The sequence below is a fragment of the Allokutzneria sp. NRRL B-24872 genome, from assembly GCF_002155965.1.
Lineage (GTDB): Bacteria > Actinomycetota > Actinomycetes > Mycobacteriales > Pseudonocardiaceae > Allokutzneria.
In genome coordinates this window covers 42163-65053 of sequence record NZ_MUMH01000061.1, presented here as the reverse complement: position 1 = coordinate 65053, position 22891 = coordinate 42163, and the positions used below count along the sequence as shown (strand labels likewise).

The 22891-nt window shown below is 68.8% G+C and carries 26 protein-coding genes, 3 tRNA genes and 1 pseudogene; 20 read left to right on the top strand and 10 right to left on the bottom strand.

Going from position 1 to position 22891, the window contains the following annotated elements:
* Positions 1-28 precede the first annotated feature (28 nt).
* Complete coding sequence (locus tag CCN37_RS16890) at positions 29-1066, bottom strand: medium chain dehydrogenase/reductase family protein (RefSeq protein ID WP_086821735.1); 1038 nt, start codon at positions 1064-1066, stop codon at positions 29-31.
* Between the two features lie 106 nt (positions 1067-1172).
* Between CCN37_RS16890 and CCN37_RS16885 the strand changes: the two genes are divergently transcribed.
* The 11 genes from CCN37_RS16885 to CCN37_RS16840 all read left to right on the top strand — a co-directional run bounded on the left by CCN37_RS16885 (position 1173) and on the right by CCN37_RS16840 (position 7601).
* Positions 1173-1802 (top strand): TetR/AcrR family transcriptional regulator, encoded by a 630-nt coding sequence (locus CCN37_RS16885; RefSeq protein ID WP_086821734.1) that lies wholly within the window; start codon positions 1173-1175, stop codon positions 1800-1802.
* A 17-nt stretch (positions 1803-1819) separates the two neighbouring features.
* Positions 1820-1894, top strand: a tRNA-Pro gene (locus tag CCN37_RS16880).
* Positions 1895-2425: 531 nt separating this feature from the next.
* Positions 2426-2683, top strand: coding sequence for a hypothetical protein (locus CCN37_RS16875; RefSeq protein ID WP_086821733.1), 258 nt, complete (start codon positions 2426-2428; stop codon positions 2681-2683).
* Positions 2684-3077: 394 nt separating this feature from the next.
* The gene (locus tag CCN37_RS39950; RefSeq protein WP_168200704.1) at positions 3078-3227 is read left to right on the top strand and encodes a hypothetical protein; all 150 of its coding nucleotides are present in this window, start codon (positions 3078-3080) and stop codon (positions 3225-3227) included.
* 13 nt (positions 3228-3240) lie between these two features.
* The gene (locus CCN37_RS16870; RefSeq protein ID WP_086821732.1) at positions 3241-3663 is read left to right on the top strand and encodes a hypothetical protein; all 423 of its coding nucleotides are present in this window, start codon (positions 3241-3243) and stop codon (positions 3661-3663) included.
* Positions 3664-3953: 290 nt separating this feature from the next.
* Positions 3954-4026: transfer RNA gene (locus tag CCN37_RS16865), tRNA-Gly, on the top strand.
* 113 nt (positions 4027-4139) lie between these two features.
* A complete protein-coding gene (locus CCN37_RS16860; RefSeq protein ID WP_086821731.1) occupies positions 4140-4391 on the top strand; it encodes a hypothetical protein in 252 nt (83 codons plus the stop codon).
* 24 nt (positions 4392-4415) lie between these two features.
* Positions 4416-4489, top strand: a tRNA-Gly gene (locus tag CCN37_RS16855).
* Positions 4456-5841, top strand: coding sequence for an SDR family NAD(P)-dependent oxidoreductase (locus CCN37_RS16850; protein ID WP_246843091.1), 1386 nt, complete (start codon positions 4456-4458; stop codon positions 5839-5841). Before CCN37_RS16855 ends, CCN37_RS16850 begins: the two co-directional genes overlap by 34 nt.
* Positions 5835-7019, top strand: coding sequence for a ribonuclease inhibitor (locus CCN37_RS16845; protein ID WP_086821729.1), 1185 nt, complete (start codon positions 5835-5837; stop codon positions 7017-7019). Before CCN37_RS16850 ends, CCN37_RS16845 begins: the two co-directional genes overlap by 7 nt.
* Before the next feature lie 36 nt (positions 7020-7055).
* Positions 7056-7601, top strand: a complete 546-nt coding sequence (locus CCN37_RS16840; RefSeq protein WP_086821728.1) for a hypothetical protein — start codon at positions 7056-7058, stop codon at positions 7599-7601.
* A 15-nt stretch (positions 7602-7616) separates the two neighbouring features.
* On the opposite strand, the gene CCN37_RS16835 is transcribed toward CCN37_RS16840, so the two are convergent.
* The 4 genes from CCN37_RS16835 to CCN37_RS16820 form a co-directional block, all read right to left on the bottom strand.
* Positions 7617-9380: an ATP-binding protein gene (locus CCN37_RS16835; protein ID WP_086821727.1), complete on the bottom strand. Its 1764-nt coding sequence runs from the start codon at positions 9378-9380 to the stop codon at positions 7617-7619.
* A complete protein-coding gene (locus CCN37_RS16830) occupies positions 9377-10783 on the bottom strand; it encodes a hypothetical protein (RefSeq protein WP_086821726.1) in 1407 nt (468 codons plus the stop codon). Before CCN37_RS16830 ends, CCN37_RS16835 begins: the two co-directional genes overlap by 4 nt.
* A 66-nt stretch (positions 10784-10849) precedes the next feature.
* Positions 10850-11635 carry a hypothetical protein gene (locus CCN37_RS16825; RefSeq protein WP_210408071.1) on the bottom strand — a complete coding sequence of 262 codons (786 nt, stop codon included), beginning with the start codon at positions 11633-11635 and terminating at the stop codon, positions 10850-10852.
* Between the two features lie 49 nt (positions 11636-11684).
* Positions 11685-12095, bottom strand: a complete 411-nt coding sequence (locus tag CCN37_RS16820; protein ID WP_143261646.1) for a hypothetical protein — start codon at positions 12093-12095, stop codon at positions 11685-11687.
* 876 nt (positions 12096-12971) lie between these two features.
* Between CCN37_RS16820 and CCN37_RS39945 the strand changes: the two genes are divergently transcribed.
* Complete coding sequence (locus tag CCN37_RS39945; protein ID WP_168200703.1) at positions 12972-13136, top strand: hypothetical protein; 165 nt, start codon at positions 12972-12974, stop codon at positions 13134-13136.
* Positions 13137-13148: 12 nt separating this feature from the next.
* On the opposite strand, the gene CCN37_RS16815 is transcribed toward CCN37_RS39945, so the two are convergent.
* The gene (locus CCN37_RS16815; protein ID WP_371504346.1) at positions 13149-13961 is read right to left on the bottom strand and encodes a transposase family protein; all 813 of its coding nucleotides are present in this window, start codon (positions 13959-13961) and stop codon (positions 13149-13151) included.
* Between the two features lie 208 nt (positions 13962-14169).
* On the opposite strand from CCN37_RS16815, the gene CCN37_RS16810 reads away from it, so the two are divergent.
* From CCN37_RS16810 to proS, 5 genes and pseudogenes are all read left to right on the top strand, one after another.
* Positions 14170-15132, top strand: coding sequence for a hypothetical protein (locus CCN37_RS16810; protein ID WP_086821722.1), 963 nt, complete (start codon positions 14170-14172; stop codon positions 15130-15132).
* 241 nt (positions 15133-15373) lie between these two features.
* On the top strand, positions 15374-16093 hold the full coding sequence (locus CCN37_RS16805; protein ID WP_168200702.1) for an EndoU domain-containing protein: 720 nt from the start codon (positions 15374-15376) through the stop codon (positions 16091-16093).
* The gene (locus tag CCN37_RS16800) at positions 16090-16410 is read left to right on the top strand and encodes a hypothetical protein (RefSeq protein ID WP_086821720.1); all 321 of its coding nucleotides are present in this window, start codon (positions 16090-16092) and stop codon (positions 16408-16410) included. Before CCN37_RS16805 ends, CCN37_RS16800 begins: the two co-directional genes overlap by 4 nt.
* 114 nt (positions 16411-16524) lie before the next feature.
* Complete coding sequence (locus CCN37_RS16795) at positions 16525-17163, top strand: DUF4097 family beta strand repeat-containing protein (protein ID WP_086821719.1); 639 nt, start codon at positions 16525-16527, stop codon at positions 17161-17163.
* Between the two features lie 194 nt (positions 17164-17357).
* A pseudogene (gene proS / locus CCN37_RS42385) lies at positions 17358-18581 on the top strand (proline--tRNA ligase); the annotation flags it as partial.
* A 93-nt stretch (positions 18582-18674) separates the two neighbouring features.
* Here proS and CCN37_RS42380 read toward each other — a convergent pair.
* Positions 18675-19103 carry a hypothetical protein gene (locus tag CCN37_RS42380; protein WP_371504356.1) on the bottom strand — a complete coding sequence of 143 codons (429 nt, stop codon included), beginning with the start codon at positions 19101-19103 and terminating at the stop codon, positions 18675-18677.
* 203 nt (positions 19104-19306) lie between these two features.
* Between CCN37_RS42380 and CCN37_RS16780 the strand changes: the two genes are divergently transcribed.
* Positions 19307-19918, top strand: coding sequence for a hypothetical protein (locus CCN37_RS16780; protein ID WP_086821718.1), 612 nt, complete (start codon positions 19307-19309; stop codon positions 19916-19918).
* Between the two features lie 29 nt (positions 19919-19947).
* Here CCN37_RS16780 and CCN37_RS16775 read toward each other — a convergent pair whose 3' ends face one another.
* On the bottom strand, positions 19948-20316 hold the full coding sequence (locus tag CCN37_RS16775; RefSeq protein WP_086821717.1) for a peptidase inhibitor family I36 protein: 369 nt from the start codon (positions 20314-20316) through the stop codon (positions 19948-19950).
* Positions 20317-20474: 158 nt separating this feature from the next.
* Between CCN37_RS16775 and CCN37_RS39940 the strand changes: the two genes are divergently transcribed.
* Positions 20475-20636: a hypothetical protein gene (locus tag CCN37_RS39940; RefSeq protein WP_168200701.1), complete on the top strand. Its 162-nt coding sequence runs from the start codon at positions 20475-20477 to the stop codon at positions 20634-20636.
* A 58-nt stretch (positions 20637-20694) separates the two neighbouring features.
* Here the strand turns inward: CCN37_RS39940 and CCN37_RS16770 are convergent, their stop codons facing one another.
* Positions 20695-21018, bottom strand: coding sequence for a hypothetical protein (locus CCN37_RS16770; protein ID WP_086821716.1), 324 nt, complete (start codon positions 21016-21018; stop codon positions 20695-20697).
* Positions 21019-21110: 92 nt separating this feature from the next.
* On the opposite strand from CCN37_RS16770, the gene CCN37_RS16765 reads away from it, so the two are divergent.
* A complete protein-coding gene (locus tag CCN37_RS16765) occupies positions 21111-21830 on the top strand; it encodes a DinB family protein (protein ID WP_086821715.1) in 720 nt (239 codons plus the stop codon).
* Between the two features lie 9 nt (positions 21831-21839).
* On the opposite strand, the gene CCN37_RS16760 is transcribed toward CCN37_RS16765, so the two are convergent.
* Complete coding sequence (locus CCN37_RS16760; RefSeq protein WP_086821714.1) at positions 21840-22793, bottom strand: alpha/beta fold hydrolase; 954 nt, start codon at positions 22791-22793, stop codon at positions 21840-21842.
* Positions 22794-22891: the final 98 nt, after the last annotated feature.

Sequence of the window (22891 nt, the reverse complement as noted above, 5' to 3'; positions counted from 1 at the left end):
TGGCCACGGCGGTTGCGCGTGTGCTGGCTCACGGGCTCGGCGGGCCGACGATGAGCACCTTGCCCAGGACCGTGCGCGACTCCGCCAGCTCCAACGCCGCACCGGCTTCGGACAACGGGAACCGCCCGGCGATGTGCGCCGTGAGCACGCCGTCCGCGAGCAGGCGCAGCACCTGCCTGAGGTCTTCGCTCAGCCGTGCGCGGAAGGCGGCCAGGTTGCGCTTGCCCGCCCAGAAGTTGTAGAACGACGCGCTCTTGCCGTTGGGCAGCACGTTCCAGATCGCCAGGCGCGCGAAGGACTTCAGCACCGGCAGCCGCGAGTTCCCGTCCTCGTTCTTCGTCGCCGCCGTGCCGTAGGACACCAGCGCACCACCCTTGCGCAGCAGCTTCCACGACTCCACCAGCCCGGCGCCGCCGACGTGGTCGAACACCGCGTCCACGCCGTCCGGCGCCAGCTCGCGGATGCGCTCGTACATGTCCGGGTCGCGGTAGTCCACCGGGATCGCGCCCAGCTCGCGCACCGCGTCGTGGTGCCGCTGCGAGGCCGTGCCGATCACCGTGATCCCCGCGTGCCTGGCCAACTGCACCAGCGTCGACCCCACGCCGCCGTTCGCGCCCAGCACCACGATCGTCCCGCCCTCGCGCACTCTCGCTGAGCGGTGCAACATCTGCCAGGCCGTGATCCCGTTGACCACCACCGTTTCCGCTGCTCCCGCGTCCACCCCGTCCGGCACCGGCACCAGGTCCGCCGCGTCCAGCACCAACGCGCTCGCCCAGCCGCCGATCTTGGTCACCGCGGCGAAGCGGCCGCCGACCAGCGCTGCGTCCACGCCCGGGCCCGCCTCGGTGACCGTGCCGACCACGTCGTAGCCCGGCACGAAGGGGAACGCCGGCTGGTCGTAGTACTTGCCCCGGCGCATCTGCTGCTCGGCGAAGGACACTCCCGTCGCTTCCATCCGCAGCACGACCTGGCCCGCGCCCGGCGCGGGCAGCGCGCGGTCGCGCACCTGGAGCCCGGCGGGGTCGACCTTGCCCGGCAGAACGATCTCGGTGGTGCTCGTGCTCATCGCGTGCTCCCTCATCGACTGAACTTACGGACGTAAGGTTACGCACGTTAGCTCGGTGGGATCAAGGGAGTAACGCAAGTAAGTTTTCACCTGTAAGCTCACGGGCATGGACGACGCCAGCGCCCCCCGCCCCCGCAACCGCCGAGGTGAGGGCGCCCGCCTGCGCGAGGAGATCGTCGCCGCGGCGCTCACCCTGCTCGACGACACCGGCGACGAAACCTCCGTCACCCTGCGCGCCGTCGCCCGCCAGATCGGCATCGCCGCCCCGTCGATCTACCGCCACTTCCCCGACCAGCCCAGCGTCATGCTCGCCGTCGTCCAGCACGTCTTCGCGGAACTCGACGCCCGCCTGCGCGCCGCCCGCGACGCCGCCGTCGACCAACCCCGCACCCGGCTCGTCGCCGTCTGCTCCGCTTACCTGGAGTTCGCCGAGCACCACCCCGGCCGCTACCGCACCATGTTCGGCGGCCTCTGGATGCCCGACCTCAGTACCAGCTCCTTCACCGCCGACGACATGACCGCGCTCGGCGAGCCCAGCCTCCAGCTGCTCGCCGATCTCCTCCGCGACTGCGTCAAGGCCGACCTCTCCGCCAGCACCGACCCCTCCGCCGACGCCGTCGCCCTCTGGCTCGGCCTGCACGGCCTCGCCCACCAACGCGCCGTCACCGTCGCCTTCCCGTGGCCCACCGACATCGCCTCGCGGATGATCACCGCCCTCGCCCACCTGCGCGGCTGATCCGTTACGCTCCAACCGGTCCCGTAGCGCAGAGGCAGGCGCCCCGCTCTGGCAGATCGGATACGCCGGTTCGAATCCGGCCGGGACCACCACGTGGTCCTCATTCGAACCACGGACCGTACGATAAATCGTTACGGTTGTGTCGCAGTCAGTGCAGATCACGTGGCCGTCGCGATGAGCGACTTCGCCCTCGCGCTCTGGCCACGTGCCCAGGGATTCGGGTTGCCTACAGGCGCACCTGTGAAGTGAGCCGCGAAGAGGGCAAGCTACTCGCATACGCGAGCTGAACGCGGTGGACTGTGCGGGGTAAACGACCGGCATAGCGATGTTCCATGGGATGTATGCCTCACAAATAGGTGTGTCGATCGAAGGTGGCCGAGGCCGCAGCAAGGAAGCAAGACCTCCGCGTCGATCCAACACGTTCTGGCGGAGCTATTGGTAGCGGACGTCCATATGGACGGCTCGGCGATAGAAGAACATCTGTCACCCGTCTGGCTGTTCAGGCCAACTAGGCCGCGCGCGTGAACCACCCTGAAAGGCTCCGATTTCGCTGTTCTCCGCTGCAGCGTCCTCGGCTGCAACAGATCGTCTGCGCTGCGAACAAGAACTCGGGGGATTCCAGGGTGTATGGAAGTGTCGGTGACCTGCGTGCCCAACTGCTTCAGCTCGTCGAGCAGCTGTCCACCGCAGTCGTCCTCCGCAACAAGAGCGACGCTCTCACCGCAGCCGACGAGTTAGCCGAAGCCTGGCGCTCCTCTAGCGACACCGACGCTGCCGAGGTCGTCGGGTTCATCCACCAGGCCGTCGACCAGCTCGACGGGGTCGTTGAACGGCTCACCGTTGCCGAAGACCTGATGTCCACCTACGCCAACGGCATCTAGGCCACCGGGTGGCGACCGTGGTGAGGTGACCGAGCGGCTTCGCGTGGCACTGCGAGACCTTCGCCCTGAGGAGCTGACCGCCGCCGCAGCGCATCTGCGCGAGGAAGTCCTCGTCGTTCTGGAGCGAGGCGTCCACAAAGCCGCTATCTGCAGCGAAGTCCAGCGGCCCTGAAGCGTCGTCGCGCACGGGCAAATCCGCCAGCTTCGGCTGGACGACCTCCACCAACTACCGCAAGACCTTCACCGACGCCTACCCGCAGACCGCAGGCAAAGTGGTGGTGCACCACGCGGTCGAGCAGCAGGTGCTCTAGTACTTCCCCGGCGTCGTGCGGGCGGAGGAAATGCACTCCCTTGAGAACCTCCGCGGCATCCCCAGGGGAGTACCAACAACCTGGTGCACCTCAGTGCCATCCGCAAAGCCTGGAACAGTTTCTACAAGCCCTTCCGGGACAGCGGAACCGTTCCCAGCAAACAACAACTGCTTGACTTCGCTGCCATGATCGACGACCGGTACGGCACGTCGTTCAACCCCAACATTCGGTGAGAAGCAGGGACAGATGACGTACTACATCGTTGAACCAGAGGTCGCTGGCGACTTCGGCGACAACACCGTCTTCGACCGCACCGTCCAGCCCGCTGAGGTCACGCGCCTTGAGTACCGCTTCACCAACTGGCTCGGCGACGCCATCCTGGAGTGCACCCCCTGCTTCATCGTCACGGAGACCCTGGCCAAGGCGGTCACCGTCGCCGGACTCAGCGGGGCCAGGTTCGACGATGTCGAGATCAGTCTGTCGCCTGAAGGGGAAGAGCTGATCGAGGAACCGCTGCCCCACTGGAAGTGGCTCCGCTTCACTGGCGCACCCCACCGCGAGGACTTCGGCCTCGACAAGAGCACGCTCGTCGTGTCCGAGCAGGCGCTGGAACTGCTGCGCGAGCACGGCTTGGAATATGCAGATGTCGAGGAAGCTGTTCCTCTCTAGAAAGAATCCGCCGTGACTGATTGCCTCTGAGGCTCGTAACAACGAAGGCTGGTCGTTCCGCGGCGTGCTCTCGTCGAGCAGGATCGACGGACTGGGTGCTCCACCGGTGACTCGTGGATGAGTTCACCTACCGCAGTTCAGCGGCCGGAAACTCACCAGCTTGCGCTGGCGTGGTAGGTCCAGCGACTCCAGCTTGAGCCACACTGCTCAACGCACTCACGTCAGAACTTCAGATAGTTGCGCGGACGGAACCTGCGTCGGCTAGGGTTCCCAATGATTGTTTGCCTCACGGTCCCGTAGCGCAGAGGCAGTCGCGCCGCTTAGCCTAAGCGGAGTACGCCGGTTCGACTCCGGCCGGGACCACTCGTTTGTCCAGGCCGAGAAGCAGGGCGCGTGGAATGCTTCATCGTTGAGCCGTAAGTCGCCTGAGACTCGTTCCGGGAACGGTTGTCGACCGCTCCGGTCCCGCGCTCGGAGTGACGCGCCTGGAGTACCAATTCTCCTGGTGGCTCGGCGACGCCATCGTGGAGATCAGCCTCTCGCTGGAGGGCGAGGAGTGGATCGAGGAGCCGCTGCCGAAGTGGAAGTGGCTGCGCTTCACCGGCAAGGCGCACCAGGAAGACTTGGGCATGGACGAGAACTTCACGCTCGTCGTGTCCGAACGCGCCCTTGCGGTGCTGCGCGAGCACGGGCTGAAATGCGCCGATGTGAGCAGGGCGATCGGCTAGAGTTCGCGGCGGAATCGGTTGCGAGGTCCCGTAGCGCAGAGGCAGGCGCACCCACCCTTCCAAGGTGGAGCACGCCGGTTCGAATCCGGCCGGGACCACAGGGGGAAAGACGGGCATGGACGGCATCACCGACTCGGAACTCGCGGCGTTCCACGACACCGTCGCCCGGCTGCGCGCCCTGCCCGAGGACGACCCGGCGCGGCGCCGGGCCGAGCGGGTGGCGGAGTCCTTCGTGCGGGACGGGCGGCAGCGCCGCAGGAATCTCCGCACAACTGAGCGGGCCGAGGCAGACGCCAAGATCGAAGCGGCGACGGCGACGGGAGCGAGTGAGCGGCGTGAGGACGCGCCGCTGGAGATGCCGACGACAACGGAACCTGCGGTGTTCGCGAGGGCGCGCCACTGCTACGTCTGCAAGGCCAACTACCGCGAAGCGGATGCGTTCTACCACCGGCTCTGCCCGGCCTGCGCGGCGCTGAACACCGAGCGCCGCAACGCGCGCGCTGACCTGACCGGGCGCCGAGTGCTGCTCACCGGCGGACGCGTCAAGATCGGATTCCAGCTCGCGCTGATGATGTTGCGCGACGGCGCGGAACTGCTCGTCACGACGCGGTTCCCGCACGACGCGCTGCGCCGGTTCGAAGCCGCGCCAGGAAGCGAGGCGTGGATCGACCGGCTGCACGTGGTCGGCATCGACCTGCGCGACCCGCGCCAAGTGCTCGCGCTGTGCGATTCGCTGCGCGAGGAGGGCAAGCCGCTGGACATCCTGGTCAACAACGCGGCACAGACGGTGCGCAGGCCGCCGGAGGCCTACGCGGCGCTGGCCGAGCGCGAAGTGGGCGCACTTCCCGCCGCTGCCCGCGTGGCGCCGGGCTTTCGGCCGATGCTGTCCGCGGGGCTGGGCGAAGCCGACGCGCTCGCGCTGGTCCTGGCGGAGGTCGACGAGGCGGGGCTGCTGCCGGACACCTCGCCGGTCAACTCCTGGTCGGCGCGGATCGGTGAGCTGGACCCGGCCGAAGTGCTGGAGACGCAGCTGGTCAACGCGCTCGCGCCGACCCTGCTGTGCGACCGGCTGCTGCCGCTGCTGATGGCCTCGCCGCACCCTCGCCGCTACGTGGTCAACGTGACCGCCGTCGAAGGGCGCTTCGAGGTCCGCAACAAGATGCCCGGCCACCCGCACACCAACATGGCCAAGGCCGCGCTCAACATGCTCACCCGCACCAGCGGCCCGGAGCTGAGCCGCGACGGGATCTACATGTGCGCGGTGGACACCGGCTGGATCACCGACGAGAACCCGGCACCGAAGAAGAAAGCCTTGGCCGACAAGGGCTTTCGCACTCCACTGGACATTGTGGACGGAGCGGCCCGGGTGTACGACCCGATCGTGCGCGGCGAAGCGGGCTCCCCGGTCGCGGGCGTGTTCCTCAAGGACTACCAGGAAGCCGCATGGTGAACCGACCACACGCGGAGCTCGAACCACTGCTGGCCTGGCTGCGCACGGGCGTGACCCCGGCCGAGCGCCTGGACTTCGCCGCTGGCACGGCCCTGCCTGACGGGCGGCTCGACCTGTGCAAGCAGGCGCTGGGCCCGAGCGGAGCCGAACTCGTCGCCTCCGCACTGCAACCGGGCGCCGTGCGGCACCTGCTCATGGGCACCGACGAACTCGGCGACGACGGCGCCGCCGGGGTCAGTGAGCGGGCGATCGAGCAGCAGGTTGAGACGTTGTACTTGGGCTGCAACGGAATCACGGCGGGCGGAGCCTGTCGGATCGCCGACAACCTGCGCATGTCGCCCCAAGCCGGCAAGGTCACCGGCGTCTGGCTCAAGCGCAACCCGTTGGGGGAGGGCGCCGGGGACGCGGCCGCCGCGCTCGTGGAGTCCGCGCGCTCGCTGCGCACGCTGGACCTCGTCCAGACGGGCCTGGACGCGGCAGGCCTCGCGATCTTGGCGGACGCGCTGATCGCCGCGCACGCGACCGGACGGCGCGTCGAACGCCTCTATGTCGGCGGCAACCCGCTCGGCTCGGCCGGGGCACAGCACCTGGCGCGTCTGGTCGCGGCGGGAGCGGTCGACGAGCTGTACGTCTCTGCCTCCGGACTCGGCGACGAGGGCGCGAACCTGCTCGCCGAAGCCCTCGCGCCCGAGCGAGCACCACGACGGATCTCCCTGGCCAGCAACGGCATCGGACCCGCGGCGGCAGCCGGGCTCATCGCCGCCGCAGTCCCCGCCGGAGTCGAACTGTGCGACCTCGGACGCGTGCGCGCCGCCGGAGCCCTCGGCGCGCAGGACAACCGCCTCGACGAGGCCGCCGCGACCACCATCGCCGAAGCCCTCGCCGCAGTGCCGCACCGGCTTCGCCACCTGGTGCTGACCGACACCGGCATGCGCAGCCGCGAAGCCCACCGCCTGCTCGACGGAGCGCAGAAAGCCGTGAGCCCCACCAGGTTCCGGCTCGGCAAGGGCATCGCCACCAGCGTCAAACGACGGCTGGACGCACTCAGCGCGAGCGTCCCCCAACGCCCCGAGGTCTCCGCCGACGTCACCGCCGTGCAGAGCGTGCACCGCCAACCGCCACCTGAACATTCCGCCAGCAAGGAAATCGGTGGACCTGCCGACAGGGGCGCGTCGTAGGGTTCGCAGACACGGTCGGCGGCGAAGGAACGGTGAATGGCGGGACTGCACAAGATCTGGCAGCGGGCGGAGGTCTCGCGCAGGCTCGACATGTTGTCGGGCTTCGTCGCGATGTGCGTGACGGGGGACGAGGACGCGCGCAGCCGTCTCGCCCAGCTGGTTGCCCGCGCGGACGCGGCCCTCTCCGCTTCGCCCCCGGATCTGGCGGCCGCCTCGGAGCACCTGGACGAACTCCTCCTGTGGGCTGGAACGGAGTGGGCCGACCACCCCTACCGCCCCCTGGAAGCCCGGCCTGACGAGGCCGACCGGCAGACGCGCGACTACGCCAAGGATCTCAGGTTCGCCGCACTCCCGGTCCGCTTCCGGGACGAGATGGGCCGCATCGAACTCAGCCTTGAGGTGCGGTTCCTGGCCCTGTGCCGCCGACCGGAGTTGGACTGCCGGACCCGCCAGGACGTCTTCTACGTCGCCGGGCGCGCCGCGATGGCCCTCGATCTCGGGCACTTGGAAGCGGCAGAGCGCGAGATCCGGCGCATGGAACAGGTGGGTGCCGCGCGGCCACGGGAGAGCCGCTGCGGCTGATTCGCCGTTCCGAGGTCAACGCGGCATCTTCGCGAACGTCTCGATCCAGAACTGCTGCCGGTCCGCACCCACGCCCACGAGGTAGGTCGCGCGCAGCTTCGGCGGCAGCAGCGCCACCAACGCCGCGACGGCCTTGCGGTGCTTGCGCAGCTGCGACAGCTCGGCGTTGGCGATCACCTGGTGCACGATGTCGCTGTCATTGGTGCCCTCGCTGGACTCCGCGGCGCGCGCCAGCCGGGCCTCCCACGCCCGCAGGTTCCCCGCCAGCTCGCGCAGCCCGGTCACCTGGCGGTTGTTCAGCCGGTCGATCAACGCGCTCAGCGGCACCGGCGCGTACTCGCCGTCGCCGAGGTAGATCGTGCCCAGCTCCAACGGCACCCCGCGCTCGTGCAGCTTGATCAGCCGCTCCAGCGTGCGCTTGGTGATCCACGCGCGGCCCTCGTCGTCGATGTCGTGCTTCCACCACTCCAGCACGGTCTCCGCGACCGGGCCGTAGCGCGAGATCAGCCACTCGTTGGCCGGGATGTCCTCGGGCTCAACGACCAGCGAGGCGGTGAAGCGCGTCGCCTGCGCGATGTTGTTGCGCGCCACCAACAACTTGCGGCCGAGGTGGTACGGCGGGTTCTGGATCGCCACCTGCGCGCGCAAGTTCTCGATCTTGTGCCCGGCCAGCGACCACTCCTGCGTGATCTCCATCAGCTTCGCGAACGCGGCCTTGTCCTTGGGGCGGTTGTACTCGTCCCACACGATCGCCTTCGGCTCGCGCCCGGTGAACACCTGAGCCAGCAACGTGTTCAGCGATCCGTCCGGCGTCGGGATCGGCGCGCACAGGTCCTCCACGTTCGTCACCGGCAACGAGAAGTACAGCGGCGCGCGCCCGATCTCGCCGCGCACGGTCTCCCGCACGACCTGCGTCTTGCCGCAGCCGGGAGGGCCTTGCAGCAGCACGCTCCAGCGGTTGCGCACCGCCGCCCGCACCACGCGGCGCACCGGGTCGTCGATCGTCGCCGGATTCGCGACACCGAGCAAGCTCGCGATCCGGTCCAGGATCTCCCCGGTCCGATTCTGCCCGCCGCGCTCCTCGACCAGCCGCAGCCGCTCGCCGTTGATCAACGGCAGTCCCCAGCGCAGCGGGAAACCCTCGCGCGCGTTGGCCAGGATGTGATCGACCGTGCGCGGCGACAGCAGCTCGCGCAGCTCCGGGCTCAGCGAAGCCCACATGGTGAACACGCCGTCGAGCTGCCACTCCTGGTACTTCGCTGCCAGCTTCTGCCGCCACGCGGTGTCGTTGGCGCTCACCCGCACCGTCACCATGCGGTCGAGGATCGCCAGGTCACCGCGCCGCGTCGAGGTCTCGGCCAGCGACTCGTTGTCGGTCAGGAACACGCCGACGCAGCCCAGCGCGCGCAGGTCGTGCTCGCCGAGCGTCCAGTCGCAGGCGATCTGCATCAGCTGCGACTGGATGGTCTCGCCCGCCTGCAACGAGTCGTCGATGAGCAGCACGAACTTCCGCCCCGGTTTCAGCTGGTCCATCACCAGCTGCCGCAGCACCAGCTCGCCGCTGCGCGGGTCCCGCACCGGCGTGTTGATCAGCAGGTCATCGGGGGTCAGGTTCGCCGCGGGCACGAACACCAGCTCGACGTCGGGGTGGGCCTGGGCGATGTGCGAGAAGAACGTGGCCGTCTTGCCGATGCCGTGCGCGCCGAAGACCTGCCCGGTCTGGCCGATGTCGATCATGGCGTCGATGAAGCCCGCCAAGCGGGAGCGGTCCTCGGTCATCGGGTGCTCGTCCTCTCCGGAACGCGGACGCGGTGGCAGTCCATGCGCGGGGTGTGGGCGTCGGGCCAGTCGTCGCCGCCCTCGGTGATCAGCCAGATCCACTTGTCCGGCTCGGCGGGCGTCACGTGCGGCGCCTCCCCGTCGGTCAGCACCACGATCGCGTCGGGCTTCTCCTCGAAGCATTCGCCCGCGACGATCGTGCGGCCCTCGACGTAGTCCACGACCGCCTGGAAGCTCGTGCCGCCACCGCCGCGGACGCTCCCGCCCTGCTTGAACGGCATCACGACGGCGTCGAAGGACAGCCAGTGCGCCTGCACCCGGTCGATCTCTCCGACCAGCTCGGTCAGCCACTGGATCACCTTGGGCGGCATCGACCCCGACGTGTCGTAAGCGATCACCAGCACCTTGTCGCGCTCCGGCCCACTCCGCGAGAGCATCGGGTCCAGCCCGAGCGAGGCCAGCACCGCTCCGCGCTTCTTCGGGTACACCAAACGCTCACCCGCGCGCAGCTTCGACGCGAGCACGTCGACGAGCCAGCGCTGCCACCAGTCGACCTTGCCCGTGCGCGCCGTCGTCCCACGGAGCGCTCCGGCACCGAGGTTGCCCCAGATGCGGCTCGCGCGCTCCGAGCTGCCATCGGTGCGCCCCATCAGGTCCAGCAGCTCCGACTCCGCCCCGGGGTGCCCGCGCCGCGCCCACAACAGCGAGTTCAACAGCACCGAGGAGCCCACCGCGTCGATCGTCTCCTGATCTCCCGGCAGCACGCCGTCGAGCAGGTGCACGCACACCGGCGCCGGGGCCGGGGGAAAGCGCATGCGCTTCAGCTCCGCGTACACACCAAGATCGGTGCGCACGAAGTCGTTGTAGCTCAACGCAGTCAGCCCTTGGTCGGCCAAGTCCGCGACGTAGTCCACGTGCACCGTGCGCGGATCGATCCCGATCCGCCTGTCACCCAGCAGCGGCAACTCCTCGCGCTTCAACCGCACCAGGGCCACGTGGTTGATCGACACCTCAGCCGCCACCGTGAACACCGGGTCCGCGCGCAGTTCCTCGTCGGCGAACAAATGACGGTGCACCAGGTGCCGCGCTTCGTGGAACAGCACGAACTTCACGCCGTCCAAGCCGATGCCGACGAAGAAGTCCGGGTTGTAGATCAGCAAGCAGGTGCCGTCGCCGGAGGACACCACGGCCGCCGTGTCGATCGCCGTCGTGGCGATCTGGTGATGGCACTTCGCGTACAGCCACGACGCGACCGCCGACTCCGTCAGCCCGAAGTCCAGCAGCGCCGCGTCCTTGAGCCGCTCCGCCTCGGCCAGCACCTCGGGATCGGCCGGGCGCCAGCGAACCAGGGCCCGGCGATCCGCCAGGTCCACCACGTGCGGGCGCCGCAGGCCGTGGCCCATCGTCCCTCCTTGCGTGCTTGTACGATCTTCGCGACGGTTCGTAGCGCAGGGGCAGTCGCGCGTCGCCTACGCGTTCGCGATGGCTCCGCAGGTGCGCACCAGTTCCGGCACGGTCCCGGAGAACGTCGGCAGCAGCTGCGCCAGCACCGCCCACGCCTCCACGTTCGCGCCCAGTTCGCGCCGCACCATCGGCGCGAGCACGTCCGTCGCCTCCGCCATCCGCTTCGGGAACAGGCGCGGCCCCAGCTCCAGCACGTGCAGCACGCTCTGCGCGGACTTCCACCCCTGCACGTACTCGCGCGGTCCGTCGATGATCCCCGCCTCGCGGAGCCGGTGCGCGAACTTCGGGTGCGAGCCGAACTGCGCGCGGAGTTCGTTGGGGCAGTCGATGCGCACCGTCAACGCCCACCGCGCGTACCCCGGCAGCGCCTGCGCGCGATCCGCCTCGGCGATCTCGGGCCAGTCGGCCACAGCGACCGCTCCGGCCGCGCGATCTCCCTCGTGCTTGGTCCGCACCCAGCGCAGCCCGTCGATGACGTCTGTCTCGGGCTCCGGAAAGCGGTCGGTACCCCGAAACGGCAGCGGCCCCGCCGCGCCGCCGAACGGCGTCCCGCGCGCAAGCTCCCGCCGGATCGCCTCGTCCAAGGACGGGTGCTTGAAGACGATCTCGTTGATCGCCGGGTCGTCCTCCTGCAACATCCACAACAGCACCGAGGCCGGGACTCCGCTCAGCCGCCGAGGCACCAGGTGATCCGGCACAGGGGTGGCCGCGGCGAGACCGAGCCGGGCGCGCACCCGCTCGGCGTCCTCCGCCGCGACCAACCCCAGAAGCACCTCGTGCTGTCCACTCACGCAGCGGATTCTGTCAGCACGCCCGCTCCGTACGCACCGGAATTCGCCGCTACTGCGACACGACGCGACCCGAGTACCAGGACTTGCCCTCGTAGTGGAAGCTCACCCCCAGCCCGCCGAAGATGACGAACTGCCCGCTGTTGGCCGTCCGCCGCCCAGGCTGCACCACCGCTTCCGCCGCGTTGTAGGGGAAACCGTTGGCGGGGTTGATGCCGACCAGCTTCTCGCCCGGGTTCGCTCCCGTCAGCACCACCTCGAACCACCCGCCCGGCCAGCGCACGATGTTCAGGTGCCGCCCGGCGACCCGGTCGGACCACACCACGTCGTAGGCCATGTCCGGGAACGCCTGCTGCAACGGGACGCTCGTGACGGTCGGCGCCGCCGAGGCCGCTGGACCGATCGACGCCGCGGCCAGTGCGACAGCCGCGACCCCGACCACCTTCTTGATCACGTTTCTCATGGACCCCAGTGTTGGAGCGGCGAGCGCGGCGTGCCTCGAGCTGCTGGGGGACCAGCGTGTCCACCGGTCGCACGATGGCCGCGCGGCTGCGCCAGATCGCCGCCGATCTGCCGGAGCAGGTGTATCGAGTTGCACAGCACCGACATCCTCGGCGGCACCGCGCCCACTGGCGCACGCCGACGGGCTCCGGATTTCATCACATTCCGCCACACCGGGAGGGGTCCCCGGAATATCGAATACAATTCGTGGGTTTTTCCGTGATGAATTCCGTTGGCGCAAGTTCGCGATTCACCCAAATGCAGGTATCTTCTTCGTGTTCCCGTCATCATGATGGGTGGCGAAATCTGAGTTCGGGAGCTGATTCTCCATGTGGGGATTACCTTTCATGGTCGGGGAGGAACTATGGTCAAGGTTCGACTGACAATTGCCTGCGTTGCTGCAGTGTTGGGGTTCGCGATGGTCGGAGTGCCCGCCGGAGCGGCTCCTGCCGCTCCGGTCGGCAGTACGTCCGCAGTCGCGCAAGGTACCTGGCACTACATCAGCACCCACTACTACAAGGCGCTATGCTCGTTCCAAGGAAATAATTACATTAAGAGGATGTGGCCCGCCTACACCCACTATGAGTGCAGGATGAAGCCGGACACTTACTACGAGCTGTGGGTGCACAGGGCCTAGGAATGTCGCCAGGGTGGCATGTCGTCGTCTTCGTAGATCACCGCGACATGCTCACCCTGGCGCCAGCTTCGGACGGTTAGCACGCGCAAGCGAAGCGGTTCCACGTTCTTCCCGGACATGGGGGAAGGCCTGCAACATCGTTCAGGGGCGCGCATTCGGTACGCCTCGCCACCTCGTCCCGCACGGAGAAGGGGAACGAGGATGATCGCGCCGGAGATCCAGGTCGTGCACCACGAGCAGCGCGGTGTCCGGGTGATCGTGCCCCAGCACCTCAAGCCGCTCGACCAGCTCGTGCACAACGAACTCGCCGCCGCTCCGCCCTTCCTGACCGCGATCCTCACCGCAACCGAGGACTCAGAGAAGTGATCTCAACGACTTTCAGGTGAGTCGGCCGTGTTCGAAGTGGGTGAGTACGAGTGCGGCTTTGACGATGTCGCCGATCTTGCGTGGGCTTGCTGTGGTGTGGCGGAGCGCGCGCCAGCGGTCGGCGAGGAGGGCGAAGCCGCGTTCGCCCAGGCAGCGCAGCCCGCGTAACAGGGTGTTGTAGGTGCGGGTGTCCGCGTCGAGCTCGCGGCCGTGGGAGGACTGTTTGACCAGGGTGAACACGCCGATCCCGGCGCCGTCGTGGCCGCCGTCGGCCAGGGTGGGCCGGTTCAGTTGGGAGGCCGCCCAGTACAGGGCAGCGAGCACGTGGGCACGGGCGGCGGTCAGGTCATGGGGCGAGCCGGGTTCGACCTCTGCGACCCACAGCGGAAAGCCGTCCGGGGCGCAGAGGGCCTGGATGTTGCCGCCGGGCTCGTGGGCCTTTCCGGAGTACCAGGCGTCGATCAGCCTGCCTTTGACGCTGATGGTCTGCTCGCCGAGCCGATCGCTGGCGAACAGCTTGCCGTCCAGGATGACGTGTGTGGCGTCGTCGTTGTGAGACTGCTGTAGGGCCTCGTGCAAGTCCGGGGCCTGTGTGGCGAGGGCCGTGATGACCTCGTCCAGGCACCGGTAGCCTGTGGCGCGGGAGATGCCGTGGTCGCGAGCCAGCGCGGCGATGTCGCGGTTCTCGCGGAACCAGCGCAGCTCGAACACTGCCTGGTAGAAGCAGGTCAGCGCCCTGCTGCCCTTGCGGGTGCCGCGGTCGCGGCGTTCGGCGCGCAGCAGCCGACCGACGTACTGGGCGAGTTCGCGGGGGACGTCGAGCATGGCACGATAAGGAATCAAGGGGAGTATGTCCTGGCAATCGTCGGCGGCGCGCTGCTCGCCAGGGCCACCCTGGCGTTCCTGGTCGAGCTCCTCGGCGAGGTAGTCGAGGGCACGAAGTACGCGATGAACGCCGCCATCCTCCTCGGCACCATCGCGCTGTTAGCCGTCGCTGCCACCCGCGTCCGCCGCGCCGAAGGATTGTGATCGCATGCTGACCATTCGGGGCATGACCTACCTGGTGGAGGACGCTCCAGAGCACGTCGTTCGGCGGGACCTCCAGGCGATCCGCGACGACCTGCACTGTACAACGGTGTCGGTAATCGGTCCTGACGGTGACCGGCTCGTCGCGGCGGCTGAGTACGCACTGGAGGTCGGGCTGGACGTGTGGATCCGACCGAACCTGGTGGACCGCCGCGAGCCAGAGGTGCTGGCACACCTCGAGAACATCGGCTTGGCGGCCGAAGAATTGCGCGCACGCCATCCGGGCCGGGTGACGTTGTTGGTCGGCAGCGAGTTCTCCCACACCGTTCGCGGGCTCGTGCCCGGCCGGTGGTCCTTCCTCCGGCTGCGGGTTATCTTCAAGGCCCGCCTGCTCGTGCGACGGCGAATGAACCGGCGGCTCGACGTCCTGCTCGGCCGGGCCGCCGAGACGGCGAGGCGGGTGTTCCGCGGCTCGGTCGGCTACGGGGCGGCGAGCTGGGAGGAGGTCGACTGGTCCCGGTTCGATTCGGTGGCCATCAGCCTTTACCGGACGGGAACCGACGATGCCGCTTACGCCCGCCGCGTGACCAATCTGGTGCGTGACAATGACAAGCCGGTGATCATCAACGAGTTCGGCTGCGGCGCCTACGAGGGCGCCGAGCGCAGGGGGCCGGCCTCGTTCCGGATCGTCAACTGGTTCGCCGAGGAACCCGCGATCAAGGGTGATCACCCGAGGGACGAACAGACCCAGGCCCGCTATCTGGGCGAGCTGATCGATCTCTACAACGAGGCCGGCGTGCACGGCTGCTTCGTCTTCACCTTCGCCATGCCCGACTACCCCCACCACGACGACCCACGCCGCGACCTCGACAAGGCCGGGTTCGGCATCGTGAAGGTCCCGGTCGACGACCCGACCACCTGGACCCCCAAGGCAGCCTTCCACGAGGTGGCCAAGCGCTACGGCGGCTAGCGGGCCGTCATCCGATCGAGCGCCAAACTCACTGAGATCACCTCAGAGATCCGCGCGTGGCCGACATGCGCCACCTCGGCAGATGCCAGAACTCGACCGAGATGGCTCCGCGCGCCAATCTCTTTGTCCTCAAGGTCGTTTGGAGTCGGACGCATCATCCGACAGGGGGCGAGGGTGCGAAGGGATGTCGTCGTGCCGAGCGCTAGCCGCGCGACTGCGTCAGATCGCTGCACGGCTGCCGGTGACCCAGGTGCAGCAGGCTGCTTCGCGTGCGGAAGACGCAGCCGTTGAGCTGCTCACCGCTCAGGGCAGCCGAGAGACAGTCCTCGCGGGCAGTGCGCGTGCACTCCGCGACGCAGCCTTGGGCATGACTGTCTCCGCGAGACGGCTGGAGCAGGCGGCGGCGTGGATGGAGTTGTACTGCACTGACATTCTCGGCGTGGCTGCCCCCGTCGACGCACCACTCCACCGGAACCGCCGACCCACCCTCCCCGAGCTGCTGCCTGCGCATCTCGACGAACACCTCTTCCTGGGACATTCGCGACCCACACGCGTTACGGGCTACCACCACCGACACGGTGGCTTGGACCGGGCGCGTATGAGGATCAGCGAACGCACCCCGGTTGACACCCACGGCGTCTACTGGGCTGAGGTGACTGGCCCCACTTCATCCGGGCAGAGCACGCGCAAGCGAAGCGGTTCCCCCATTTTCCTGCACACCTGGTCCACGGCGGCGGTTCGCCGCGCGATACGGGACGCGTTCGCCCAACGAAGCCAAGTCCGCGACGACGACGGCGATCTTGTGCCGAACATGTGGGAGGGGGAGCACCAGGGCATCATCATCCAGGGCTACGTCTTCCCCGGAACGGAGTTCGCCGCCGCGACGGAGCAGGACATCGCAACCGCCTATCCGATGCGCCTTGTCGCACGGCACTCGCACGGAGAAGGGGAACGAGGATGATCGCGCCGGAGATCCAGGTCGTGCACCACGAGCAGCGCGGTGTCCGGGTGATCGTGCCCCAGCACCTCAAGCCGCTCGACCAGCTCGTGCACAACGAACTCGCCGCCGCTCCGCCCTTCCTGACCGCGATCCTCACCGCGGCAGAGGACCCCGACGTCCGGGAATGGGAAATGGGCGGCAACGCCTGCGTCGTGGAGATCACCGGCGACCGCGTCGCGGTGGTCAACGAGTTCAGCGGTCAGGCGACCGAGCTCGACCGCGCCGTGTTCGTCGATGTGCTGCGCCGCGTGGCCGACGTGCTCGCGCATCCCCGCTAGCCCTCAGTCGGCCGAAGGACCGGCGTGTCCACCGGGTGGGTGATGGCGCCGTGAGCGGCTCCGGACAGAGTGATCGTCTGAGGGCCGTCCCCGAGTGGAAGAGCGTTGACAGAGATGAAGAACCTCGCCGCCGCCGTGCTCGCCGTGTCCTTCGCCGTTGCCGGTTCCGGCTGCGCCGTGGTGAACAAGGCGACCGAGGAGATCGAGTACCAGAGCGACGAGTTCGGTGCTGAGATCAAGTCCATCGACCTGACCAACCTGGTCGGCGCCGTCACCGTCACCGGGACCAACGGCGGCAAGCTGACCGTGAAGCGGGCGCTGACCCAGCAGAGCACGCGCAAGTCGCACGCCAAGGTGGACAAGAGCGGCAGCGCCCTCAAGCTCGTCGGCGAGTGCTCCGGCTTGGGCGGCGACTGCGAGGTCGCATGGGACGTCGAGGTACCCAAGGGCGTCGCGGTCAAGGTGGTCAACAAGAGCGGCGACGTGACCGTGAAGGACGTGGAGGCCACGGAGATCGACGCGCGCAGCAAGCTCGGGGACGTCGCCGTGAACGCGACCGGCTCCTTCGACAAGCTCGACGCCCACTCCGAGAGCGGCGAGATCACCGTGACCGTCCCGGGCGGCAAGTCCTACAGCGTGACCGCGAAGGTCAAGCAGCGCCGCGGCAAGGCCGACATCCAGGTGCGGAACGGCTCCGGACCGGCGATCAACGTCAGCTCCGAGCGCGGCGACGTGACGGTCAAGAACGCCTGATCGCACACGACGGCGATCCGGGCCGAACCAGGAGCGCGTTCGACGGGGATCTTCCTTGCCACGCCAGGGACAGCCGATGCGCGCGAAGGCCTCGCGCCGTCGGCACACGGGTCGTGACCCGCCCGAACGACCGTCCGGGACCATCGGGCCCACCTGGGGGAATCCGGCGACGGCCGAGCGGTAATCTGGTGCTCATGTCGCGTGTGCTCACCCCGCAGGACGAGAACTTCCCGCAGTGGTTCCAGGACGTCGTCGCCAGGGCCAAGTTGGCGGACAACGGTCCGGTTCGGGGCACCATGGTGATCCGGCCGAACGGCTACGCCATCTGGGAACACCTCCAGCAGGAGCTGGACCGCAGGTTCCGCCGGGCCGGGGTGCGCAACGCGTACTTCCCGATGTTCATCCCGCACAGCTTCCTGGAGAAGGAGGCCGAGCACGTCGAGGGCTTCAGCCCGGAGCTGGCCATCGTCACCAAGGGCGGCGGCAAGGAGCTCGACGAGCCCATCGTGGTCCGCCCCACCTCCGAAACAGTGATCAACAACAGCTTCTCGCGCTGGGTGCAGAGCTACCGGGACCTGCCGCTGCTGGTCAACCAGTGGGCGAACGTGGTCCGCTGGGAGATGCGCCCCCGGCTGTTCCTGCGGACCTCGGAGTTCCTCTGGCAGGAGGGGCACACCTGCCACGTCGACCGCGAGGAGGCCCGCGCCTTCGCCCAGCGGATCGCCACCTCCGCCTACTACGAGGTGATGGGCGAGCTGATGGCGATCCCGGTGCGGATCGGGGCGAAGACCGACCGCGAGCGCTTCGCCGGGGCGATCCACACCTACACGCTCGAAGGCATGATGCGCGACGGCAAGGCGCTGCAGATGGGCACCAGCCACGAGCTCGGCCAGAACTTCGCCAAGGCCTTCGACACCATGTACCTGTCCGAGCACGGGGTGCGCGAGCACGTCTGGCAGACGTCGTGGGGCGCGAGCACCCGCCTGCTCGGCGCGCTGATCATGACGCACGGGGACGACAACGGACTGCGGCTGCCGCCGCTGATCGCGCCCGACCAGGTGGTCATCGTGCAGGTCAAGGCCGCGGACGAGGTGGCGTCGGCGGCGAGGCGGCTCTACGACGAGCTCGAGGCGGCCGGGGTGCGGGTGCGCCTGGACGAGGACACCAAGACCTCCTTCGGCCGCCGGGTCGTCGACTGGGAGCTGGCCGGGGTGCCCGTGCGGGTCGAGATCGGCCCGCGCGACCTCGCCGAGGGCAAGGTGACCCTCGCCCGCCGCGACTCGGGGGAGAAGACCCTGGTCGAGCTGGGCCAGGTGGCCGACACCTCGGCGAAGCTGCTGGTCGAGATCCAGCGCTCGCTCGCCGACGAGGCGCTGCGCAGGCGCGAGGAGCGCACCGTGGACGTCACCACCCTGGCCGAGGCCGCCGAGGCGGGCCAGACCGGGTGGGCGCGGGTGCCGTACGAGGCCGTGCGCGAGGCCGAGGCCACCGGCCCGCTCGGCGTTGTGGCGTCAGTGCACGCCTTGCATCAGCACGCGAATCCGCGGCGCGGCGAAGTACAGCAGGACCGCGGTGGCGATCGCGCACAGGCCGAGCACGCCGAAGTAGGCCAGTTCGGTCTCGTCGCTGTAGAGCTGGGTCACCAGGATGCCGATGCCGTTGCCCGCGGCGCCCGCGAGGAACCACAGGCCCATGATCTGCGAGGAGAACGCAGCCGGGGCCAGCTTCGTCGTCGCCGACAGCCCCACCGGCGCCAGCATCAGCTCACCGACCGCCAGCAGCACGTAGGTCCCGACCAGCCACAGCGGGCTGACCTTGCCGTCCGAGTCGAGGTAGGCCGCCAGCGCCAGCAGCACGAACGACAGCCCGGCCAGCAGCACCGCGCCGGCGAACTTGCGCGGCGTGCCCGGCTGCCGCGCGCCGAGCCGGGTCCACAGCACCACGAACACCGGGGCCGAGGCGCGCAGTCGCTGCTGCTGCGCCACCGACTCCGCACCGCTGCCGACGCCGGTTGCGCCCTGGCGGTCGCCACGGCCCGCCCCGGTTCGGTGAGCACGGCCAATCTGCGGCGAGCCGGATTCCGCACGCAGCGGCGCACAACGTGGACGAAGGCGTGACCGACCGTCCACTTAGGACAATTTGGGTGACGCAGGAGGCCGTCGTGACTATTCTGCGCGGCGTGCCAGCACTCGACCTGAACGCGGTGACCGCTCAGTGGGAGCGAATGTGGCCGAATCACCCACCCGTCGGCAGCTCGATCCGCTACTACTTCGCCGACCGGTGGGTCCGCTTCCACAGCCTGCCCGGGTCACAGCGCTATGCCACCTGCGAGGCCGAGTACCAGATCGTTCTCGACCGCCACAACACGATCCTGCGGGAACTGGTCGCGACGACGGTCTACCTGATGACCGTGCGATACGACCCCGAAGACGCGGCGTCGGGCACCGAACCGGTGGCTGTCGGGCTGCACCCCGGCGCCGTGAAGTGGATGCGCGTGGTCGAACCCGATGATCCTGAGTACGCCCTTGATCTCTACATCAGCAGCCAACTCCACGAACCGGGCTGCTTCGACCAGGTGCTGCGCTACATCGCCGACGACCGAGCACGCGAGGTGATCATCGCGGACACCGCGCTGCGGTGGCTCTACCACCCCTACGACGGCGGCGCCGACGTCATCCTGGCGACCAGCCGGGAACGCGACCTGCTCAAGGCCAAATTCAGCGACTGGCTGTCAGCCCGCGCGGACGGCCACTAGCGACGCGGCGTTCCCGGGGCGGTCGGGTTTCACGGACAACGGGTCGCGAAGCTCTCTGCCCTGTCGTTGGCGCCGATGCTGCCCAGGTGCGGAATCTTCGTCTCCGGGCGGATGTCCCAGGACGTGCCGCTGGTGTCGAGGTCGTTGTCGAAGAGCGAGACCGTGCAGTTGGTGAGGTTCTGCACGGAGGTGATCTCGTTGTCCCCGTCCCACCCGCCGATCTCGTAGTAGGTGGTGCCAGGGGCCGGGTCGAAGTAGAAATAGCGGTAGCCGCCGTAGTTCTCGTGCTCCCACATGCAGACGTGGCCGGCCGGGCACTGCACGTCCGCGTTGGCGGTCGACGGCAGGACAACGGCAGCGGCGGCGGCCAGCGCCAGGGCGAATGCGGTTCTGGACATGACTCTCCTCTGTGTGGAGAAATCACGGTAGGGAACAGCCCACAACCGGTCGCCCAGATTCACCCGCCGACGAAAACGTGAGCTGTTCGCATTGCGCTCAGCGCCAGACCGATCTGCTGCCTGGTCCGCAGAAGGCGATCACGCGTATGGTCCGCCTCGTGTGCCAACGAATCGCGTGTTCCCAGTGCGGCAAGCCGAGCTATCGGGGCTGCGGCCGCCACGTCGAACAGGTCCTGGGCGACGTGCCGCGCGCCGAACGGTGCTCCTGCGCGGCGCAGGCCCCGCAGCGCAAGCGGTGGCGCCTGTTCGGCCGTCGATGACGGACGTGCTCGGTCCCCACATCGCCACGGGCTGGTTCCGCTGGATGTGCAGCGCTCGTCACTCAGGCTGCCACTCGGTCACCTCGGCGTGGTTCAGCCCGTCGGCCCGGAACAGCTCCAGCACCGCCTCGCTCACCACGAGCCTGCCGATCCTGTCGACTCCCAGATCGTCGACACCCGGCGTGCCGTCGACGACGAGCCACTGGAGCTCCGGAGGACGTCCGCCCGGGTTGAAGATCTCGTACTGGTCGTGCGCCGTCACCTGCGCCTCCGCCAACCGGAAGCTCCGGAAACCCGCCTCCTGCAACCTGGTCACCGTCTTCGGCACCACCAAGTACTGGTGGACGACCGAAACGATGCAGTCTCCCAGCCAGTCGGCCACCTCGTAGTGCAGGTGGGTGACAACCGGCCGCGCGCCGGAACGGTCGATGCTTCTGGCTCGGTATGTCGGTGCCCGAACCTAGTATCGCGGTCATGACGCGGCACAGTGACGAGGACCTGCGCGGTGCGGAGTTCCGCGAGTGCGATCTGACCGGGGCACGCCTGATCGGCGTCGTCATGCAGGACGCCGTGATCGACGGGCTCGTCACCAACCTCGTGGTGAACGGCGTCGAGGTCACCCGGTACGTCGAAGCGGAGCTCGACCGGCGTCATCCGGTGCGGGCGCTGATCCGCTCCGAGGACCCCGCCGAGCTGCGCGAGGCATCACGTCAGCTCCACGCCGACTGGGCCGCCACGACCGAGCGAATCCGTCGCACACCCGGCATCGAGCGACGCAGCGTGAACGACGAGTGGTCGGCGGCGCAGACCTTGCGCCACTTGGTCTTCGTCCACGACTCGTGGTTCCGCCGCTGCTGCCTGGGCTCGACTGAGCTGTTCACGCCGATGGGCATCGGGCCGACCGTCGAGCCCTACCGCGAAGCGCACGGGCTCGACCTCTCGCTCGATCCGTCCCTCGACGAGATCGTGAGCGTGCGCGCCGCACAGGCCGCCGAGCTCGAAGCCTGGCTCGACGAGGTCACCGCCGCGCAGCTCGCAGCTCCAGCGCCGGTGCCCGACGACGACGTCTGGCCGCCTTACGCCCGAGGCCGCTCAGTGCGGAGGTGCCTCGGCACGGTGCTCAACGAGACCTTCGAGCACCACGGCTTCTGCGTCCGCGACCTCGACCTGATCGAGGCCCAAGGCGCCGAGTAGGGCACGCCGTCAGCTCGATCCCTTGGTGGCGAAGGCGTGCAGGAGAGCTCCGGTGGTGTCGGGGTCCTCGAACATGGGCGTGTGACCGACACCGTCGAGGATCTCGATCCTCGCGCCGGGGACCAGGCGGTAGTCCTGAGCGGACTCCGGCCGCCACCGCCGGTCCTGGGAACCGAAGATCACCAGCGTTGGCAGGCCGAGGTCGGCGAGCCGGTCGGGGACGGGCCGCTCCCGCAGGTAGGCGGTGGAGGCCTCACTGGTCGCGGTGAGACCGCGGTAGGTCATGCCCCGGACGTCGGCGACGATCTGGTCGGGGACCCGCACCTCGCGGGTGAACGCCGTGCTCAACGCGCCGCGGAGCGCGCCGTCGGTGCGCAGCCGCCAGAGCAGCTGGCCGATCACCGGCGTGGTCATCAGCTCGGCGACGAAGCTCTCGCCGAGGAAGGCCTCCGCCCTCGGGCCGGTGTCGACCAGCGCGACCGCCGCCACCAGGTCGCGGCGCTGCTCGGCCAGTGACGTGGCCACGGAGCCACCGGTGGAGTGCCCGACGACGGTCGCACGGCGCACACCCAACCGGTCGAGCACCGCCCCGACCCGGCGCGCCTGCTCCGGGATGCCGTAGCCCTCGACCGGCTTGGCCGACCCGCCATGCCCGAGCAGGTCCAGCCGCAGCACGCGCAGATCCCGCAACGCCGGCAGCACCGGCTCCCACCACGCCGTCGAGCCACCCAGCCCGTGCAGGAGCACCACCGCCGGAGCGTCGGACGGCCCGTGCTGCACGACGTGGATGTCGCCGCCGGGAAGGCGCACGATCTGCTCGCCGGAAGCCTCAGCGGTCTGCGTGAGCACCGCCAGCGTGTTCCCCGCGACCAGGACCGCCAGCGCGCCGACGACCAACAGGGCGATCCGCCGCCGTCGATTCGGTGCGGCGCGCCGGTCTCGTGCAGTGCTCGTCTTGTCCATGGCTGCACCTTCCCGGCGACAGCGCGAGGAGTCTTGGAGAAATGTTCAGCGCCTCGCACGCCGGTTGATCCCGACTCCGAACCGCTCGTACAGTCACG